General features: G+C 62.8%; 16 protein-coding genes, 1 tRNA gene and 1 pseudogene. 8 read left to right on the top strand and 10 right to left on the bottom strand.

All coding sequences use genetic code 11. The features are described 5' to 3' along the window. Positions 1 to 846, bottom strand: a complete 846-nt coding sequence (locus KBX19_RS06635; RefSeq protein ID WP_255997987.1) for a hypothetical protein — start codon at positions 844 to 846, stop codon at positions 1 to 3. A 34-nt stretch (positions 847 to 880) separates the two neighbouring features. Here KBX19_RS06635 and KBX19_RS06630 point away from each other — a divergent pair, with 34 nt between their 5' ends. Beyond that, positions 881 to 1384: a M48 family metallopeptidase gene (locus KBX19_RS06630; RefSeq protein ID WP_255997985.1), complete on the top strand. Its 504-nt coding sequence runs from the start codon at positions 881 to 883 to the stop codon at positions 1382 to 1384. On the opposite strand, the gene KBX19_RS06625 is transcribed toward KBX19_RS06630, so the two are convergent. Further along, positions 1381 to 2862, bottom strand: coding sequence for a zinc-dependent metalloprotease (locus KBX19_RS06625; RefSeq protein WP_255997984.1), 1482 nt, complete (start codon positions 2860 to 2862; stop codon positions 1381 to 1383). The genes KBX19_RS06630 and KBX19_RS06625 overlap by 4 nt on opposite strands. Positions 2863 to 2973: 111 nt before the next feature. On the opposite strand from KBX19_RS06625, the gene KBX19_RS06620 reads away from it, so the two are divergent. Beyond that, a complete protein-coding gene (locus KBX19_RS06620) occupies positions 2974 to 4071 on the top strand; it encodes a PDZ domain-containing protein (protein WP_255996065.1) in 1098 nt (365 codons plus the stop codon). 4 nt (positions 4072 to 4075) lie between these two features. On the opposite strand, the gene KBX19_RS06615 is transcribed toward KBX19_RS06620, so the two are convergent. Then, a complete protein-coding gene (locus KBX19_RS06615) occupies positions 4076 to 4777 on the bottom strand; it encodes a hypothetical protein (RefSeq protein WP_255996063.1) in 702 nt (233 codons plus the stop codon). Positions 4778 to 4805: 28 nt separating this feature from the next. Next, positions 4806 to 5300, bottom strand: coding sequence for a PPA1309 family protein (locus KBX19_RS06610; protein ID WP_050748840.1), 495 nt, complete (start codon positions 5298 to 5300; stop codon positions 4806 to 4808). 117 nt (positions 5301 to 5417) lie between these two features. Between KBX19_RS06610 and KBX19_RS06605 the strand changes: the two genes are divergently transcribed. Together KBX19_RS06605 and KBX19_RS06600 are read left to right on the top strand one after the other, a co-directional pair. Continuing rightward, positions 5418 to 8408 (top strand): UPF0182 family protein, encoded by a 2991-nt coding sequence (locus KBX19_RS06605; protein ID WP_370687007.1) that lies wholly within the window; start codon positions 5418 to 5420, stop codon positions 8406 to 8408. Positions 8409 to 8719: 311 nt separating this feature from the next. Then, positions 8720 to 8796: transfer RNA gene (locus KBX19_RS06600), tRNA-Met, on the top strand. A gap of 32 nt (positions 8797 to 8828) precedes the next feature. Here the strand turns inward: KBX19_RS06600 and KBX19_RS06595 are convergent. Genes KBX19_RS06595 through KBX19_RS06585 form a run of 3 tightly spaced genes read right to left on the bottom strand, consistent with a single transcriptional unit; the run spans position 8829 to position 10930 of the window. Then, on the bottom strand, positions 8829 to 9671 hold the full coding sequence (locus KBX19_RS06595; RefSeq protein ID WP_255997982.1) for a hypothetical protein: 843 nt from the start codon (positions 9669 to 9671) through the stop codon (positions 8829 to 8831). Positions 9672 to 9683: 12 nt separating this feature from the next. After that, positions 9684 to 10505, bottom strand: a complete 822-nt coding sequence (locus KBX19_RS06590) for a pentapeptide repeat-containing protein (protein ID WP_255997981.1) — start codon at positions 10503 to 10505, stop codon at positions 9684 to 9686. Next, entirely contained in the window at positions 10505 to 10930 is a 426-nt protein-coding gene (locus KBX19_RS06585) for a hypothetical protein (protein WP_255997980.1), read from the bottom strand. The genes KBX19_RS06590 and KBX19_RS06585 overlap by 1 nt, the downstream gene beginning before the upstream one ends. Before the next feature lie 215 nt (positions 10931 to 11145). Here KBX19_RS06585 and chrA point away from each other — a divergent pair, with 215 nt between their 5' ends. Next, positions 11146 to 12360: a chromate efflux transporter gene (chrA, locus tag KBX19_RS06580; protein ID WP_370687006.1), complete on the top strand. Its 1215-nt coding sequence runs from the start codon at positions 11146 to 11148 to the stop codon at positions 12358 to 12360. A 23-nt stretch (positions 12361 to 12383) separates the two neighbouring features. Next, positions 12384 to 13400 (top strand): LLM class oxidoreductase, encoded by a 1017-nt coding sequence (locus KBX19_RS06575; protein WP_255997977.1) that lies wholly within the window; start codon positions 12384 to 12386, stop codon positions 13398 to 13400. Here the strand turns inward: KBX19_RS06575 and KBX19_RS06570 are convergent. Continuing rightward, positions 13397 to 14545 (bottom strand): aminotransferase class V-fold PLP-dependent enzyme, encoded by a 1149-nt coding sequence (locus KBX19_RS06570; RefSeq protein ID WP_255997975.1) that lies wholly within the window; start codon positions 14543 to 14545, stop codon positions 13397 to 13399. The two genes, KBX19_RS06575 and KBX19_RS06570, sit on opposite strands and share 4 nt — an antisense overlap. 65 nt (positions 14546 to 14610) lie before the next feature. Between KBX19_RS06570 and KBX19_RS06565 the strand changes: the two genes are divergently transcribed. Next, a complete protein-coding gene (locus KBX19_RS06565) occupies positions 14611 to 14781 on the top strand; it encodes a hypothetical protein (protein ID WP_005291562.1) in 171 nt (56 codons plus the stop codon). Here the strand turns inward: KBX19_RS06565 and KBX19_RS06560 are convergent. Next, entirely contained in the window at positions 14778 to 15884 is a 1107-nt protein-coding gene (locus KBX19_RS06560) for a ThiF family adenylyltransferase (RefSeq protein WP_255997974.1), read from the bottom strand. The genes KBX19_RS06565 and KBX19_RS06560 overlap by 4 nt on opposite strands. Positions 15885 to 15902: 18 nt before the next feature. Here KBX19_RS06560 and KBX19_RS06555 point away from each other — a divergent pair. Continuing rightward, positions 15903 to 17545 (top strand): annotated as a pseudogene (locus KBX19_RS06555) (BCCT family transporter). Here KBX19_RS06555 and KBX19_RS06550 read toward each other — a convergent pair. Beyond that, positions 17542 to 18465, bottom strand: coding sequence for a cation diffusion facilitator family transporter (locus KBX19_RS06550; protein WP_255997973.1), 924 nt, complete (start codon positions 18463 to 18465; stop codon positions 17542 to 17544). The pseudogene KBX19_RS06555 and the gene KBX19_RS06550 sit on opposite strands and share 4 nt — an antisense overlap.

Here is an 18465-nt window from a genome sequence, read left to right as displayed (position 1 = left end):
TCACAAGCAGGCAGGGCAGCTCTTGTGCGTGCCCAGGGGGTGCTCAGCCACCCACTGCGGCCCGAAGGGGTCGATGATCAGCGCGATTCCGGGCTCCGCTTCCGGAACGAGCACACCGGGAGGTTCTGGCACCTCCGCGCACCGGCGCACGATCACCGCGGCGGCAGCTGCGCCAGCGGCGACCACCGCAGGATCCGGGGCATTCGTGCTCGAGGCCTGCGACAGTGCCGTAGCGGTGACATGCGTGTGCGGGTCGCGCTCCTGGGCGTGCATGAGCACACACTCAAGGCACGGACCGTCCCCGTCGAGGCTTGCCGGGCCGACCACCACCCGCGAATCCAACGTGAATACCGGGATGATCCACCCGGTGTGATCGGCCAGCGCCTCGCGCAGCCGCACCAGCTGGGGCACCTGGTCAACAACCACGACGGGTGTATCAGGGGATTGGCGGGAAAGGAAGGGGTGGAGGGGTTCGTCGATAAGCGGTGTGCGCACTGTGATCCCGCCGGTGCGCAGCAACCGCACCACCTCGTCCGCCAAAGCTGAAGTGCCGAGCACCACGACGGTGCGTTCGCTGGCGTCGACGAGGATGCGGTAGTTCAGCAAATCGTTGACCAGCGCCCGCGCCTCCGGCTCATCAATCTCGGGAATGCCTCGCAGGGCGTTGAGAACATCGCGCACGGCCGTAGGCTCGAGCATGGCATCCAGGATGGCCTTGAGCTGGCGCGGGTGCGCCGTGTCCAGCACCGCGCTTCTCGACGCATCCAGCCCGAACTGCACCGATCCCTCCCCACGGACCAGCACATTCACACCGGGCGCCAAACGAACTAATGTTGAGTCCCCCATAGGAGCCATTGCAGCACACGGGAGGACACTGCGCATGCTCGACCGCGACAACGTGGACGTGATCCGCTCTGAGCGCAGGACCCGCACGGTACAGGCGCGGTTCAAAGGCGACCGCATTGAAGTCCGCATTCCGGCACGTTTCACCGCCGCACAGGAACGCGAAGCTGTCGACGGAATCCTGGCGAAGATGGAGCGCAAGCTCACTACCAGCACGGTCTCCGATGAAGATCTGCTCGCTCGCGCTCAATCCCTCAACGACTCCGTCCTCGACGGGCAAGCGCGCATCGGGTCCGTGCGGTGGACCTCCAACCAGTCGACACTGTGGGGGTCCTGCAGCACGGCGACCGGTGACATTCGCATTTCTGACCGGCTACGGGACGTGCCCGACTGGGTGGTCGACGCTGTGCTGGTCCACGAACTCGTGCACACCTTCATCCCCGGCCACGGCCCTGAGTTCTGGGAGCACGCCGACAAAGCCCCCCGCGCTGAACGCGCGAAGGGCTATTTAGAGGCGTTCCAGAGGTTCGGGCAGAACTAGTCGTTCTTGTCGTCCTCGGTGCCGGAGCTGCCGTCAGTACCGCGGTCGTCCTCGCTTGGGCCGGGCTCTTCAGCGAGCATCTCCTCGAGTTTGGCGATCTCTTCGTCGAACTGGTCGTCCGGAGCATCGTCGAGAAGCGTGTCGATGAAGGCTGCCGGATTCTCCAGGTGCTCGCCCGTGGGCAACAGGTCCGGGTGATCCCACACCTTGTCGCGGCGCTCCGCACCGACGGCAGTGGTAGCGCGGCGCCACAGGTCAGCGGCTTCGTTCGTCTTCGGAGCGCCCAGCTCAATGCCGACGACGTTGGCAAAGGCGTTCTCAGCGGACCCGCCGGTCGCGCGGCGGCGTGCCCACGACTCCGTCATCGCCGCAGTGGACGGGATGCGGGAGCCGAGGGCGTCCTCGACGACAACCTCGACCCAGCCTTCGACGAGCGCGAGCAGCGTCTCCAAACGATCTGCTGCGGCAGCGTTGCGCGAAGTGACGCGCGGGGACATGTCCATGCCCTGCATCTCCTGCATCGCCTCCTGGATCTTCGCTGGGTCGCCCGACTCAAGGTTGAGATCCCGGATCTTCTCCTCAATGTGGGAAGTGTCCAGCTCCAGGCCGACGGAGTATTCCTCAACCGACGACACGATGCGCTCGACGAGCCACGGCACGTGGGTGAACAGGCGCTGGCGAGCGGCCTCGCGCGCCGAGATGTAGACGAGCACCTCTTGCCCCGGCACAGACAGCTGCTCCGAAATCGGCTCAATGTTCTTCGGCACGATGCCGATGACACCCTTCGGCGCGACCGGAAGGCCGAAGTCATTGCCGGTCAGCGCCTGGTTGGCTAAGTCACCGAGTGCCTGGCCGAGCTTGGCGCCGAAGTTCATCGAGTTGAAGTGGCCGAGCATCTGCGTGATGGGGCCGAAGATCTCGCGTGCTTCTTCCGGCATCGCGTCGAGCTGGGCGCGGGCCATGTGCTCCGCGACTGGACTGACCATGCGCTTCCAGGTGGGGAGGGTGTTGGTCAGCCAGTCGTCCGCGCTCCATGCCTCGGGGCGGGAGCCGGAATCGGGGAGCGCCGTTGCGTCATCAATCCACAGGTTCGCAAGCCTCGTCGACTCCGTAACGGCGTTCGTGTCGCCTGCAGTCGCACCACGCGGGTTCTTGACCACCTGGCGGGCAGCGCGCAGCGCCACGTCGTAGTTGACCGCGTCCTGCTTGGGGCGCTCTTGGCCGGCCTTATTGGCCTGCTCGCCCAAGCCGGAGAGCATCTCGCTGAACTGGCCCAGGACCTCGCCGAGGTTGCCGAAGCCGCCGCTAAAGCCTTGGGTGCCGCCAATGCCGAACCCGAACTGGCCGAACGGGTTGTCCTGGCGGCCCTGATCGTCGCGGCCGTTGCCGTCGTTGCGGCCGTTTCCGTCCTGGCCGTCCCGGTCGTCGCGATCATCGCGGTCGTCGTTAGGGAAAGAGAACCCGAATCCATTAACCATGGTGGCCAGCCTACCGGCGGTGAAACACGCCCTACAATGAAAAACGGGCTGAGCAGGCAACGCTCTAAGCGAACACGGTCTTTTGAACGGGCTGTTGTAGGCTTTACTGCCGTGACTTTGCCTGCTACTGCGGACCAACCCGCTCCTTCCGTGAAACGCCGCCGTGCTGCGGTGGTGTGGGGCGGTATTCCCCTTGCGGTGGCGGCGGCGTTGTTCGTGGCCGGGGGCATTCCGGGGACCGATATCCGGTTCACAGTGCCGTTCGCGGCGCAGGGGCCGGGGCCGACGTTCAACACCCTGGAAGAAGTCGATGGCACTCCCGTCATCGAAATTGAGGGGGTGGATGTCGATCCGACCGCAGGCAACCTGGACATGACGACAGTGTCTGTGCGCACCAACATGACCGTGGGGCAAGCACTGAGCCGCTGGCTGATCTCCGATGACACGCTCGTACCGATCAACCAGATCATGCCGGCAAATATGTCGGACGAGGAGATGCGCAAGCACAATGAGGCCACGTTCGTCGCCTCCGAAGCTGCCGCCACGGTCGCGGCAATGCGCTACCTGGGGGAGCCGACCCGCGTCCTCATTCACGACGTCCTCGAAGACGGCGCTGCGGCCGACGCACTCAAGCCCGAAGACATCATCACAGCTGTCGATGGCACCGATGTTTCCGCCCCGCAGGAGGTCCAGGACCTCGTCCGGTCAAAGAATCCCGGAGACGAGCTCACTATTTCTTACGAGCGCGACGGTGAGCCGGGGGAGGCCACCATCACCCTCGGCACCAACCCCCAGGATGAGTCCGTCCCGCTGCTGGGTGTGACCATGTCCTCGGAGCCCACTGGCGATGTTGCGGTGAACTACAACTTCAACGACGTGGGAGGCCCGAGCGCAGGAATGATCTTCTCGCTCGCGGTCATCGATAAGCTCTCGCCCGGCGAACTCAACGGCGGCAAGCACGTCGCGGGCACCGGCACCATCTCCGAAGATGGCTCCGTCGGTCCGATCGGCGGCATCACGCACAAGATCGAAGGCGCACGCGACGGCGGCGCAGAACTCTTCCTCGCGCCCGAGAACAACTGCAAGGAAGCAAGCAAGGTCGATGCGGGGGATATGGTTGTCGCGAGCGTCGCCACGCTTGACGACGCAGTAGCCGCCATGTCCGCCTTCTCCGAAGGATCCCCCGTCAAAACCTGCGCGGCGGACTAGCGCGCTACTGCTCGTTGGTGAGCTGCTTCGCGTCTTGCTCTTCTTGCTCGCCTTCCTGCTCTTCTTCATCCGTGGCGAGCGCAGGGGTCTTCACTCCGCTGCCGTCGTCTTCAGCTAGCCCCAGCTCGTAAATGCGCTGCTCAGGGTCAACATCTCCGCTGTCGACCATCTGCTGCAGCAGCTGGCCCTTGTCGGAGTCCACCACGGTGAGGACGGCGGTCCGGCCCAGCATCGACCAGCCGACGATCTTGTTGCCGTCCTCGGACTCTTCAACGATGCGGGAGCTCCTCAGCCCAGTCAGCAGATCCTTTGTGTCTGCGGCCATGGACTCGGACTCGAAGAACTGGATCTTTCCCACATCAGCGCCGGTGCATTCGATGGAGCCTTTCAGGCTGGTTTCCGAGCAGGTATCTAGTGCGTCGAAAAGCTCTGCGGGCGCAAGCGCCGCGAATTGCTCCGCGACTTGAGCCACGAGTTCTGAATCGTCGCTGCGGCGGCGCCACCCGTTCTGCTTGCTGGTTTCCGCCGTGGATTCCTCAGCCGTGGATTCGTCGGCCACAGTCTCAGCGGAGGTGGATTCCGGCGCAGGTGCCGGCAAAGGCTCTTTGCTCTCTTTGTCAGAGCAGGCGGCGAGCGTGACAACCAAGCTCATCGCCGCGAGCGCGACAGGCGCACGGCGATGGCGGGGCAGGGACGAAGACGGCACGGGGGTAACTCCTTTAAAGTAGACCCCCTTAGTGTAGATCGTCTTCCTGCGGATCGTTCTCCAAGCTGTACCGCAATGCGCCGATGACTGCGGGTGCGACGTTGGGTCCGCCGCGCAGTTGGATATCGTCTTCTGCGAACGGGCCAGCCGCTTCCAGCTCCTCTTCGGTCGGGCGGATCTGCAGCAAGGTCTGCTCAATATCTTCGTCCCGCAGCACGCCGGAGAACAACCGGGCCGGGGACGCTTCGGCAGTGCCGCTGGTGTCCATGAAGACGATCTCCTGCGCCAGGATGACGCCCTCGACCTCTGCTGGCCATGCCAGGCGCGCGATATAGTCGCCTAACTCGTCTGAACCAGGCAGGATGTGCTCCGGGAGCTCCTGAACCACCAAGGTCAACGGGGAATCCGCCTCCTCGTCGAGTGCGGCGAGCTGGTCCACGACCAACTCCGTCGGCACCAGGGCGAACAGCGTGGGCGGCGCGTCCCAGCCTTCCGCGTGGACGAACTCGACGGCCTCCATCATGGCCTTGTTGAGAGCTTGCTGGCGCAACTGGGGAACCCTTCTGGTCTTTTAGGCGTTAGGCACTTTAGTGTTAAAGCTTAATAGTTCATCGTTCTAAGCCGTTATAAGGAGCTGGATTTGGCCACGCGCCTGAACCGCCCCCGCCCGGAGTCGGGGAAATCCACGAATAAACTACTGGTGACCTTCGGAATCATTGCGCTGATTCTGTTCCTCGTCCCCCTACTTGTGGGCCTCTACACAGAGTTCCGCTGGTTCGGTGAGGTGGGGTACCGCGGGGTGTTCACCAACGTCATCCTCGCCCGTGTGGCACTGTTCGTGATCTTCGGTCTGCTCGGCGGCGCGATCACGTGGGCCGCAGCCTTCATCGCGTGGCGCACCCGCGAACGGGTCTCCGTCTTCGCCGACCCGAATTCGCCGATGGCGGCATACCAGTCCTCCATCCAGTCCAGCGTGCGCTCCATGCTGGTGTGGCTGCCCATCGTGGTGGGGCTCATCAGCGGCATGATCGGGCAGGGTTCCTGGCGGACATTCCTGCTGTGGATCAACTCCTCTTCCTTCGGCTCCCAGGACCCGCAATTCGGCCGTGACTTAGGCTTCTACGCCTTCGCGCTGCCGGCGCTGTCCACGCTGGTCAGCGTGCTGTCGATGCTGCTGATCGTTGCTTTCCTTGTCGCTTTGGTGACCCACTACTTGCTGGGCAGCATCCGGGTGGCCAACCAAGTCAGCGGGACGAAGGGCCACATTTCCAAGCCTGCGCGCGTCCAGCTCGCGGTCACTGCCGGTCTGTGGATGCTGGTCAAGGCGCTCGACTACTGGCTGGAGCGCTACACGCTGCTCTACGACAGCAATGACATCTTCACCGGTGCCTCCTACACCGATATCAACGCTCAGCTGCCGGCGCGCATCATCCTGGTAGTCATCGCGGTGCTGGTAGCGGCGGCATTCTTTGTGTCGATCATCTTCCGCGATTTCCGCATCCCCGTGCTGGCGACTGTGCTGATGCTGTTCTCCTCGCTCATTATCGGCCAGGCATGGCCCGCGATGGTTGAGCAGTTCTCCGTCAAACCCAACCGCCAGGCGCGCGAGTCCGAGTACATTCAGCGCAACATTGAAGCCACGCGTGAGGCGTACGGGCTTACCGACGCCACAGTGACCTACGAAAGCAACTGGGGTTCCGAAAGCACGAACGACGGGGAAGTGGGCCGCGACTCCGCGACCATCTCCAACATCCGTCTGCTCGACCCGGAGATCCTGTCGCCGACGTTCACGCAGAATCAGCAGCTGCGCAACTTCTACGGCTTCCCCGACCAGCTGGCCATGGACCGCTACACAGTCGACGGGGAGCTGCGCGACTATGTCGTCGCGGCTCGCGAGCTCGACCCGAATGCTCTGCGTGAGAACCAGCAAGACTGGCTCAACCGCCACACGGTGTACACGCACGGAAACGGCTTTGTGGCTGCACAGGCCAACATTGTCGACGAAGCTGCCCAGGACGCCGGCTCCACCCGCGGTGGCCTGCCGGTGTTCACGGTGTCGGACCTGCAAGCCAACGCCAACGCGGAAGAAAAGGAAGACGCCGAAGAGCTGGGTATCCGTGTGGACCAGCCGCGCGTCTACTACGGCCCAGTCATTGCGTCCGCTGAAGATGGCCTCGACTACGCCATCGTCGGCGATGTCGGCCAGGGCCCGCTCGAGTACGACACCGACTCTTCCTCGTTCACCTATGACGGTGAAGGCGGCGTGAGCATCGGCAACTGGATCGACCGCCTCGCGTACGCGGTGCAGTACCAGGAACTCAACCTCATCCTGTCGGACCGTGTCGGCAGCGAGTCCAAGATCTTGTACGACCGTGACCCGCGCCAGCGCGTGGAGAAGGTCGCACCGTGGCTGACCACCGACAGCACCACGTACCCCGCTGTTATCGACGGCCGCATCAAGTGGATCGTCGACGGCTACACCACGCTGTCTGCCCTGCCGTACTCCACCCGTGAATCCCTGCAGAACACCACGCAGGACGCGCTCAACCCGGAGGGCACCAACCAGCGATTGGTCAACAACGAGGTCGGTTACATCCGCAACTCCGTCAAGGCGACAGTCGACGCCTACGACGGTTCGGTCGACCTCTACGCCTTCGACGAAGAGGACCCCGTCCTCAAGGCGTGGATGGGTGCTTTTCCGGACACGGTGAAGCCCGCTTCGGAGATTTCCGATTCGCTGCGCGACCACCTGCGCTACCCGGAAGACCTGTTCAAGGTCCAGCGCGAGCTGCTGGCCCGCTACCACGTGTCTGACCCGGGCGTGTTCTTCAACAACGACGCGTTCTGGTCTGTCCCGAACGATCCGACCGCGCCGGAAGGCCGCCAGGAGCTCAACCAGCCGCCGTACTACGTCGTGGCCGCGGACCCAGAAACGGGTGACCCGGCCTTCCAGTTGATCACCCCGTACCGCGGTCTGAGCCGTGAGTTCCTCGCTGCGCACATGACGGTCACCTCCGACCCGGACAACTACGGCCAGATCACCGTCCGCGTTCTGCCGACTAATACGCAGACGCAGGGTCCGAAGCAGGCTCAGGACGCGCTGATGTCCTCTGACCAGGTCGCCCGCGACCGCACCCTGTGGGAGGGCTCCAACACGCTGAAGAATGGTAATTTGCTCACCCTGCCGGTTGCTAACGGCGAGATCCTGTATGTCGAGCCGATTTACTCGCAGCGCAAGGACCAGGAGTCCGCGTTCCCGAAGCTGCTGCGTGTGCTGGTGTTCTACAAGGGCCGTGTCGGTTACGCCCCGACGATCTCCCAGGCGCTCAGCCAGGTGGGCATTGACGCCAAGGAGGCCCAAGACATCTCCATCGTGGACTCCGACGACTCGACTACTTCCGACGCTGAGGATCAGGCCACGGCAACGGACCCGGACAACACCGACGCGGAGAGCGAGGAAAGCGAGGCCGACGGCGACACAGCCCCGCCGGCTAACCAAGAGGAAGCCCTGACGGCTATCGACGAGGCCCTGCGCGGCCTCGAGGACGCTCGTGACGGTTCCTTCGAGGAATACGGCCGAGCCCTTGACGAGCTCGATCGTGCCGTTGAGGACTACCAGAAGGGGCAGTAGTCGGGTGCGGCCCGACGGCCGTACCTGACCCATTAGCGGTGAACGATTTGAGGGTTCCAGCCCCATAACGGTCGCGCCATAAGCTCCTGACCGGCAGTTATTGTCTTGGACTTATGGGTCGGTGCGCTAAATCGTTCACGCAGTCTCAACCTGAATAGCTGGCGAACCCCCGGCGAACGGGCGGTGAACACCCCCACGAGCCCCTGGCCCACTTTCACGTGTGGCCAGGGGATTTGTTGTTCAGGACAAGTCTGCGTATAGTTAACACCCGTTGCCGATACGGCAGCAGGTGAAGTTCATAACTCACTCGACGCGGGGTGGAGCAGCTCGGTAGCTCGCTGGGCTCATAACCCAGAGGTCGTAGGTTCGAATCCTGCCCCCGCTACCAACGTTCAAACCTCCTAGCTGGCGTGATACCGGCTAGGGGGTTTTGTATCGGATGGTGCCGTCTTCGAGGATGGTGCCATCGCTCAGACGCACAGCAGCCAAGCCCCACAACTTGGCTTCGTCGCGGATGCCGAACTCGCTCATGGATTCTTCTTCGAGGTCGAGGCGCATATCGATGAAGTTCTCGCCATGCCCGATGATGTCGACGACATCGCACCACCGATAGCCAACTATGTCGATGGCTTTCGTGGGCTCTGCCGTGTCGTCAACTACGAAAGCCATTTCGGCGTAGGCCTCGGGGGTGAGAGCTTCACCGCCGGTGTCGATGTAGCGGTAGTGCTCAATGGGGTAGTCGGGGTGGATGACGCCGTATCCCGCCTCGTAGTCAGCGGGCTCGGCCAGGGTTGTCACTTTCACGGTCCCAGTGAAGTCGCTAAAGGCCATGCGGTCTTCCGGGCTGGCGTTGTTTGCGCGGATGCGGAAGGTGCCTGGCTCGACTTCGTCGATAAGCATGGCGTGGTTGCCGAGGTCTTGGATGAACTGCCCACCGAATGTGCGGTCCATCCAGGCGTTCGTGACGGTCACGATGGGATCGTCGCCAAGCTTATCGACGATCACCCACCCCCGGTTCGCCTCCGCGTGCACCCCGAGCACCTCTTTGGATGTGTCCATGCCGGGGAACCGGAAGCTGCAGCGAAACGCTTTGACCCGGATGGCGACCTCTTCCGGAGGGTGGGGCGAGTCAAAGTACCACTCGATGAGAGTTTGGTGCTCCTTCTGAGGATTGATTCTCAGGCGTCCGTGAAGGGTTTTCCCTTCAAACTCAATGCTCGATGATCCTGACTCGCCGAACATCTGATTGAACGTAGTGGACATGAGCCGGTCTCCTTATTGTGCGGGTCTCGGCGGTGTCCAGCCGATCTCTGCGTAGAGTTCGGCGATCGGTTCGCGGATCCATTCGGGTTTCGTCGTGCCAGACAGTTCATCGATGTAGCGTGCTCCGCGCCGCTCGTCGTAACCGAGGCTGTCCAGGTCGGGACGATGAAGGTCGTACTTCGAGCGGAAGTTGGATGCGTCCGCTTCGATGATGTTGAACAGCTGCTCTGCCGCTTTACGTTTGCGCGAGTTCTCGTCGTCGAAGTAGGACAATGTGAGCTGGCGGAGTTCATCAGCGGTCTGGATCCAGTTCTCGTCGACAAAGCTCTGGTCATGCTCCGACAGTTTGACGCGCTGCATCGGCACGCCGGTGAAGCTGACGTTCGCCAGGGTGCACTGGGACAGGTCGACCTCGTCCAGCTGCGTCTTGGTGTGATGCTCCATGAAGCTGACGTCTTCGAGGTGTCCGCTGATCGTGGTGTGCTCGACGATGTCGTAGAGGAATTTACCCTTGCGCAGGACGACATCGGTCAGCGTGCTTCCACTGATCCGGTCGAACCAATCGCCTTTCAGCGGGTGAACGGGGGAGATGACTGCGGTATCAATCAAGGCGATGTGTTCAACCGTTGATTTTTCGAACCGTGGTTGCTGAATGCGGCAGTTTTCAAACCGCACGGTTCTAAACGTGCAATTGTGGAAAGCCACGGCATTGAATGTGCAATTGCGGAACAGGGCGCCATGGAACGTCACGGACTCAAACACGTGCTCGTCGAAAAGCATGTCGTCGACAGGCCCCATGACCTTGTCGGGCAGTGCGTTTGCGGGATCGGTCATCAGATTTCCTCCGTGTAGGTGCGCATCCAGTCTGTCATTGTCGGGAATGGACCTTCGACATATTCCAGGTCCTCGAAGTGGAAGTGGCCGAACTCCGTGGAGCCGTCGTCCTTGAGGTGGTACAACGCGAATTCATCGAGGTCAAAGATTGCAACCGAGAACCATCTATCCGGGTCTTCTCCGAACATCTCTGCTGATTGGGTCAGTTGCTCATGCCCAGATTCAACGCTGAAAGGGCTATTTGGTGCGGAGGCCGGCGAAAGCCAGTCCACACCGGCGATGTGGAAAACTCCGTGCTGTTCAAGGAAGTTCCGGTATTCAGCGGGAACCCACCCCGGCATGCATGCCAGGCCCGTTTCGAAATCAGCTTCGGTGAATCTGCAAGGGACAATTTCTCCTAGGTGATCGTCGTTCGGTTCGCTCATCCGTTTACCCCTCCAGCTTGTCGGTCAGGCCAGCCTAGCTGGATGGGTGGGCCGTCGCTGTGCGAGCCGCGGCCCAGGTCCCGGGCGACAGCAAAACCGCAGGGACTCCGCAATGCGGAGTCAACGAAACGCCCCGCCCGGGCGACTAGCCAAAAGAGAAACTGTGGGTGAACTTATCGGGCCAGCTCAAAGCGGCTCTGGTAAGAAAGGGCATCGTGACAACCTCGACCGGCAAAACTGGAGCAGCAAACATTAGCCGAGGTTCGGCCTTTGAAGTGTTCAGGATTTTCCTGCGCCTCGGCTGTACTTCGTTCGGCGGCCCGACGGCGCACCTGGGCTTCTTCCGCGACGAATTCGTCGAGCGCCGGAAGTGGTTCAGAGACAAGGAGTACGCCGACCTCGTAGCGCTGTGCCAGTTCCTTCCCGGTCCGGCATCTAGCCAGGTCGGCATGGCCATTGGTCTGCAGCGCGCCGGATATATGGGCATGTTCGCGGCGTGGTTCGCATTCACTATGCCGTCGGTCGTGCTCATGGTGGTGTTCGCTGCCGGGGTGGCATACCTCGGCGACATCAGCGACGCCGGTTGGCTCATCGGTTTGAAGGCAGCTGCTGTGGCCGTCGTCGCCCAGGCGGTTTACGGCATGGCGCAGAACTTAATCACCGGCAAGATCCGTGCGGCCATCGCGGTGGCGGCGCTCGTCGTCGTGCTGCTCGTGCCGCATCCGCTGGTGCAGGTGCTCGCGATTGCGGTGGGCATCGTTGCGGGTCTGGCTTTTCTGAAGGGGGAGGGCCGTGAGGAGGAGCCGTCGGCAAGCGAAGGGAGCGGCTCGCGCACAGTCGGCATTGTCTGCCTCGTGCTCTTCGTGGTGCTGTTACTCGCTCTGCCGGCGATCGCACGCGCTGTCGGCGGAACCGGCATGGGGATCTTCGAATCCTTCTACCGCGCCGGCGCGCTCGTCTTCGGAGGCGGACACGTGGTGCTGCCGCTGCTGGAATCGGTGACGGTGCCCGACATGGTCAGCCATGACACTTTCCTCGCTGGGTATGGCGCTGCCCAGGCCATGCCTGGTCCGCTGTTCACGTTCGCATCGTTCCTCGGGGCCAGCGCGGACGGCATGCACTGGCTTGTGGGCGCGGCCATTGCCACGGTCGCGATCTTCCTACCCGCCGCGCTGCTGGTGCTCGGCGCGATGCCGTTCTGGGAACGCATCCGCCAGATGCCACGAGCAGGCAGTGCGCTCGCCGGAGCGAACGCAGCAGTGGTCGGCATCCTGGGCGCGGCCCTGTACACACCGGTGTTCACCGCGGGCATCACGGGCGTGGCGACGATGTCCGTCGCTGTCGTCTGCTTTACGGCTCTGACGTCGTGGAAGGTTCCGCCGTGGGCAGTGGTCATTGGCGCCGCCCTCGTTGGCGCGGTCGTGCTTTAACACACTCCCGCTAGGCTGGGCGCATGGACCACGAACAGTCGCTTCTTGACCTCTCCACCTCTCCGTACTGGGAGCTTCCCGGTTTCCAGCGGACCTTCCGTCCCGGCGAGCTCACAGTGGGCCTGTCGCTGCCGATCGAAGAGAACGCCGAGGCCAACCCCACCGACAGCCTGGATAACCAGCTGCGTCTTGTGCAGAAAGCGCAGGACGGTGGGATCGCAGCCGTGTGGGTGCGCGATATCCCGCTGCGCGTGGAGACCTTCGGCGATGTTGGCCAAGTCTACGACCCGTGGATGTATCTAAGCTACCTCGCCGCGCACACATCTGACATCGCGTTGGGTACAGCGGCGATTGTGGTGCCCTTCCAGCACCCGCTCCTGCTGGCTAAGCGCGCAGCGACGATTGACCGGCTGTCTGGCGGACGTTTCCTCATGGGTGTGGCCACGGGGGACCGGCCGGAAGAGTTCCCTGCGTTCGGCATGGACAAAGGCATCCGCGCGGAGGTCTTCCGCGAGCATGTGCATGCTTATCGACGCGCCACCACCACCTCCCACAAACCCCTCCGCTGGGAAGTTGCCGGGCAGGGCTTCAAGATGGGCGGAGCGGATGTGGTGCCTAAGCCGTCTGCGCGTGAAGTGCCCTTGCTGGCCACTGGCTCATGCCAGCAAACCCTTGAGTGGCGTGCGGAGCACACCCACGGCTGGTTCATGTACCACAAGGGCCTCGACGTGCAGCGGGTGAACGTGGCGAACTGGAATGCCGCAGTCGCCGAGTGGGCCGCACGCGAGGGCGCCACGGGGCCGGCAGCGTTCAAGCCGTTCGCTGAGTCGCTGTGGCTCGACTTGTCCACCGACCCGGATGAGCCAGCCAGCGGCGGGACTTTCGGCTACCGGCTCGGGCGCAATGTGCTCGTCCAGCTGCTGAAATCACAGCGCAGCATGGGCATTCACCATGTGTCGGTGAACTTCCGCACTTCCACGCGGCCGGCAGAGGAGCAGATCGACGAGCTGACCGAACACGTTTTGCCTGCGCTGCGCTAGGACAGCACCTGCTTGAGCGCGTCCTCGAAGCGCTCGACAGCGCGGTCAACATCGCCCCACTTATCCAGGCCGAACAGGCCAATGCGGAAGGTGGAGAAGTCTTCAGCTTCACCAATCTGGAGCGGGACGCCCGCGGCGATCTGCAGACCGGCTTGCTTGAAGGCGGAGCCGTTCTGCTGCTCGGGGGCGGTGGCGTGCATGACCACGATGGAGGAAGCCTCAAAACCTTCGGCGGCGACGGAGCGGAAGCCAGCGTCTGCCAGCACGCCACGGATGCGGCTGCCCAGCTCGACCTGGCGCTCGATGAGCTGCTCCAGGCCGGTCTCTTGCGCTTCCTTCATCACCTCGAGGTTGTGCTCGATGGTGTCCGTCGGCATCGTCGCGTGGTAGGCAGCGGAAGCGCCCACGTACCCCTCAGAAATGGCGGTCCACTTGGCCAGGTCCATGGCGAAAGAGTCGGAGGTGGTGTTGTCCAGCTCGGCTCGGGCAGCTTCAGAGAACATGACGTAACCGGTGGCCGGGGAGCCAGACCAGCCCTTCTGCGGGGCGGTGAGCAAGATGTCCACTCCAGTTGCTGCCATGTCGATCCATTTCGCGCCGGAGGCGACGCAGTCAAGAATCATCAGTCCGCCGGCGTCGTGGGCGGCGCGGGCCAGCTCGGTGATGTAGTCGGCCGGCAGTTCAAGACCGGCTGCGGTTTCCACGTGCGCGGCGATGACGAAGGATGGGCGCTCCTCACGAATGCGGGCGACGGCATTCTCAATTGCCGGCGGGGCGTAGGACGGGCGTGCCTCCTCGGTGGTCGGCTCGGCGCCCAGCACGATTGTCTCGTCGGCGAGCGAACCCATCTCGAAGATCTGGGACCAGCGGTAGGAGAACTGGCCGGTCCGGATGACCAGTGCCTTCTTCCCGCGCACGAACTGGCGGGCGACGGACTCCATAGCGAAGGTGCCGCCGCCGGGGATCACAGCCATGCTGGAGGCGTTGTAGGTGGAGCGCAGAATCTCCTGCAGCTCTTGCATGACGCCGATGAAGCGGGCGGACATGTGGTTGAGAGACCGGTCGCTGAACACGGCCGAGTATTCAAGAAGACCGCCGGGGTCGACGTCGTGGCGGGGGAGCTGGTTGCACGCGGAATCAGTCATGCCCACAACGCTAGCACCAGCAATGCCCTACCATGGGGCCCATTAATAATTAAGGAGAATCAATTATGAACTGGGTCGTTGCTATTGCCGGAGCTGTCATTGGTGCCTTGCTGACGGGGTGGATCCTGTCGATGCTGGGCGTCAGCGGCATCCTTTACACCATCCTCGTCCTGATCGGCTCCGCCTGCGTTTCCTCGCTAGCGGGCACTCTGTACCACCGCAGCAAGATGCGCTAGAGCGCGTTCACACCGCCCGGCAGGTTGACTAGCCGGATGTCGCGCTGGTCTGCCAGTGGCTGGAACGTGTCCACGAACCATTGGGACCGCACGCCGGATGCGCAGTAGACAACGACTTCGGAGTGCTCCGGGAGATCGTCGATAAGCTCCGCGGCCATGTTCGGGTGGAGCTCGATGTCGGACGTGGGCAACAAATGCCCGGGCACCGGCAGGTCTTTAATGGCTTTCTCGTGCGGTTCACGCACATCGAGCGCGATCGCCTCACCGCGCTCAAGCTTATCGACGAGTGGACCCGCCCCCTCCGGCACCGTGCACACCTCGCCATAATCTGGAGCTACCTTGGTGACCAGCGGTCGGCCTGGATCCCGGGTGACAGTGAACTGGCGGATGGACACGGTCAGAGCGTCATAAATGTGCAGCTTGCCGGGTGTGGAGTCGCCGATGCCGGTGAGGAACTTCACCACCTCAGTGGACATGAGTCCGCCGACCACCGACGTAGTCACACCGAGCACACCCGCCGTCGCGCAATCCGGCACGGAGTCCGCGTCTGGTTGCTCGGGGTAGAGGTCACGCATGCCAGCTCCGGTCTCAGGTGCACCGGGGCCGGTCCACCACAACGCCACATCGCCGCGGTAACGCAGCACCGAGCCCCACACCAGGGGAGTGCCGGTGATCTCGGCGGCGTCGGCGGCGAGGAACTTGGTGGAGAAGGTGTCGGAGCCGTCGATCAGCACATCGACCCCGTCGAGGAGATCCGTCGCGTTCGACGCATCCAGCCGGCCCTCGATCGTGTCAACGCGGATGCCTGGTTGCAGTTCCCGGAGGCGTTCTGCTGCCACCTCGATCTTCTTCCGCCCAACGTCGGAGGCCCCGAAGAGGATCTGGCGGTGGATGTTGGTCAAGTCGACCACGTCATCGTCGATAAGCGAAATGTGCCCGACGCCTGTCGCCGCAAGCGTCTGCATGATCGGGCACCCCAAGCCACCTGCGCCGATGACGAACACATGGGCGCGCTGAAGCGCTTCTTGCTGCTCAGGCCCGAAGCCGGGCAGGTTCATCTGCCGGGCAGTACGGCGAAGCTCATTCTCGTGTAGATCGCTCATAACCTAAACCTAATCACCATGTCCAAATTACGCTCGGACCCGCTGATCTTCTTCTCCGCGGCCGGATTCATCACAGTCTTCGTCGCCGCCACGATTGGATTCGGCGACTCTGCTAGAGAACTCTACTCCCACGTCTCCGCTTGGATGATGGACCACTTCTCGTGGCTCTACATCGGCGGAGTCTCTGCGGTGTTCCTGTTCCTCATCGTCATTTTCGTCTCCCGCTACGGAAATTTCCGTCTCGGTGATGACGACGACGAGCCAGAGTACTCGCTGCCCGTCTGATTCTCCATGCTCTTCGCAGCCGGCATGGGTGCGACCCTGATGTTCTGGGGTGCCGCAGAACCGCTGCACCACGCATTCAACCCGCCACGCGGCGGGTTTGAGTCCATGAGCGACGGTGCTGTGCGCCAAGCATTCGAGTTCACCTACTACCACTTTGGCATCCACATGTGGGTGATCTTCACCCTGCCGGGGCTGGCCATGGGCTAGTTCGTGTACAAGCGCAAGATGCCCGCCCGCTACTCGTCGATTTTCTCGCCGCTTCTGGGCAAGCGTGTTTACGAGTGGCCGCATCGATTTCTGTGGCGACGGGTCTGGACAAGGGCGTGAAGATTCTGTCCAACCTCAACATCGTCGGTTCCGTGATTCTGCTGGTGTTCCTGGTCTTGGCAGGACCGACGCTGAAGATTGTCCAGCACCTGACCGAGTCCTTCGGCATCTACGCGTCCTCGCTGCCGGAGTTGATGTTCTGGGTCGATGCCAACAACGAGAACCCCGGCTGGCACGCCACCTGGACCGCGTTCTACTGGGCGTGGACGATTTGTTGGTCGCCGTTCGTGGGCATGTTCTTCGCCCGCATTTCCCGCGGCCGCACCGTGCGCCAGTACATCGCCGGTACCATCCTTGCGCCGACCATTTTCGACATTGTCTGGTTCGCCGCCTTCGGCCGCACCGCCATCGAAGTGGAGCGCAACGACCCGGGAGTCCTTACCGGCCCCGTCGTCGAGGACGGCGATACTCCGCAGGCGCTGTTCACTTTGTTGGCGCAGTATCCGCTGTACATGATCACCGGAACGATCGCGCTGGCGGTCATCGTGTTCTACTTTGTCACCTCGATCGACTCCGCCGCCCTGGTGATGGACACATTCGCCACTGGCGAAGAGGAAGCGACGCCGTGGTACTACCGCGTTGCGTGGGCGATCTCTGTCGGCGTGGTCACGGCCGCGCTGCTGTTCATTAACGATTCCGGTATCCAGGCGCTGCAGGAAGTGGTGATCATCATCGCCCTGCCGTTCTTCTTCGTGTACTTCATCATGATGTTCGCCCTGGTCAAGGCGATGGATGATGACGCTGCTGCGGACCGTAAGTTCCGCTCCCGCCAGTGGGAGAAGACGGACACCCCGGAGAAGTACGAGGAAGCTGAAGCGAAGCCCGCGCCGGGCTATGACGAAGAGGGCAATGAGATCGACCGCCCTGAGCTCGAATACGACTACGACAACGAGACGTGGCGTCTCACCGAGACCCTCGTCATCGAAGGCGAGGCCGAGACCGAAGACGGCGATGAAGAGGTCGTCGAGGTTGAAGTTCCCGAGGGCACCCCAGTTGAGATCGACACCGTCGAGTCAGCAGGGTCGACGAAGGTTGAGGGTGAGCGCTAGTCAGCGCTCACCGGGGGGCTTTGCGGCGTCATCGGCCCGACGGTGGTCGGGTGGCCCAACGGCTCAACGTGAATGATCGTTTCGGCCCCGCCCAGGGCTGCGGCAATGCCTTCTTCGACGGCGTCAGCGTGGTCGTGGGACTTATCCACGGTCCACTGACCCGGCACCTGCATCACCAGGTCAACGAAGCGCTGACGGCCTGCGGCTGTCGTGCGCACGGAGGTGAACTCGACGCCGTGAGCAGCGGAGTAGTCGGCGAGGAAGGACTTCACAGTGGCGACCTCGTCCTCCGGCAGCGTTTCCGCTAGCAGACCCAGGATGGCTCCGCGCAGCAGAGAGTAACCGGTGAACAGGATGTTCGCGCCGACCAGCAGGGCGACGATCGGGTCGAGGATCTCCCAACCTGTCAGCCACACCAATGCCATGCCCACGATGACGCCGACGGTGGTCCACACGTCGGTGATCAGGTGACGCCCGTCCGCGTCAAGGGTGGTGGAGCGGTACTTCTTGCCGGCGCGGATGAGCATAATCCCCACACCAGCGTTGATGGCGGTGGCCACGATGGAGAACACCAAGCCGATGCCGAGCTGCTCCAGCGGCTGAGGGTTGATGATGCGCCCTACCGCGGTGATGATGATGACCACCGACGCCACCAGGATGAGGAAGCCTTCCACCTGCGCAGCGAAGTATTCGGCGCGGGCGTGGCCGAAGTTGTGGTTGTCGTCTGCTGGCTTCGCGGCCAGCTTGATTGCCCACAATCCGACGCTCGCGGCGACGAGATTGATGGTCGATTCGATCGCGTCCGATAAGAAACCGACCGACCCGGTCACCCAGGCCGCGACGAGTTTCAGGCCGATGACAAAGACCGATGCGGCGATGGACAGCCACATGAACCGTTCCAGCAGTTTCTGCTCGTCCAT

The organism is Corynebacterium sp. CCUG 71335 (assembly GCF_024454075.1).
GTDB classification, from domain to species: Bacteria; Actinomycetota; Actinomycetes; order Mycobacteriales; family Mycobacteriaceae; genus Corynebacterium; species Corynebacterium genitalium.
The sequence above is the reverse complement of the archived record's forward strand: the minus strand, read 5'-3'. Positions and strand labels throughout refer to the sequence as shown.

Excerpts from the sequence above, each read along its gene's own strand:
- KBX19_RS06560 (WP_255997974.1), bottom strand. The coding sequence starts at position 15,884 with ATGAGCGATCTACACGAGAATGAGCTTCGCCGTACTGCCCGGCAGATG.
- KBX19_RS06610 (WP_050748840.1), bottom strand. The coding sequence starts at position 5,300 with ATGATGGAGGCCGTCGAGTTCGTCCACGCGGAAGGCTGGGACGCGCCG.
- KBX19_RS06635 (WP_255997987.1), bottom strand. The coding sequence starts at position 846 with ATGGGGGACTCAACATTAGTTCGTTTGGCGCCCGGTGTGAATGTGCTG.
- KBX19_RS06585 (WP_255997980.1), bottom strand. The coding sequence starts at position 10,930 with ATGAGCGAACCGAACGACGATCACCTAGGAGAAATTGTCCCTTGCAGA.
- KBX19_RS06590 (WP_255997981.1), bottom strand. The coding sequence starts at position 10,505 with ATGACCGATCCCGCAAACGCACTGCCCGACAAGGTCATGGGGCCTGTC.
- KBX19_RS06575 (WP_255997977.1), top strand. The coding sequence starts at position 12,384 with ATGGACCACGAACAGTCGCTTCTTGACCTCTCCACCTCTCCGTACTGG.
- KBX19_RS06630 (WP_255997985.1), top strand. The coding sequence starts at position 881 with ATGCTCGACCGCGACAACGTGGACGTGATCCGCTCTGAGCGCAGGACC.
- KBX19_RS06550 (WP_255997973.1), bottom strand. The coding sequence starts at position 18,465 with ATGGACGAGCAGAAACTGCTGGAACGGTTCATGTGGCTGTCCATCGCC.
- KBX19_RS06565 (WP_005291562.1), top strand. The coding sequence starts at position 14,611 with ATGAACTGGGTCGTTGCTATTGCCGGAGCTGTCATTGGTGCCTTGCTG.
- KBX19_RS06570 (WP_255997975.1), bottom strand. The coding sequence starts at position 14,545 with ATGACTGATTCCGCGTGCAACCAGCTCCCCCGCCACGACGTCGACCCC.
- KBX19_RS06625 (WP_255997984.1), bottom strand. The coding sequence starts at position 2,862 with ATGGTTAATGGATTCGGGTTCTCTTTCCCTAACGACGACCGCGATGAT.
- KBX19_RS06595 (WP_255997982.1), bottom strand. The coding sequence starts at position 9,671 with ATGTCCACTACGTTCAATCAGATGTTCGGCGAGTCAGGATCATCGAGC.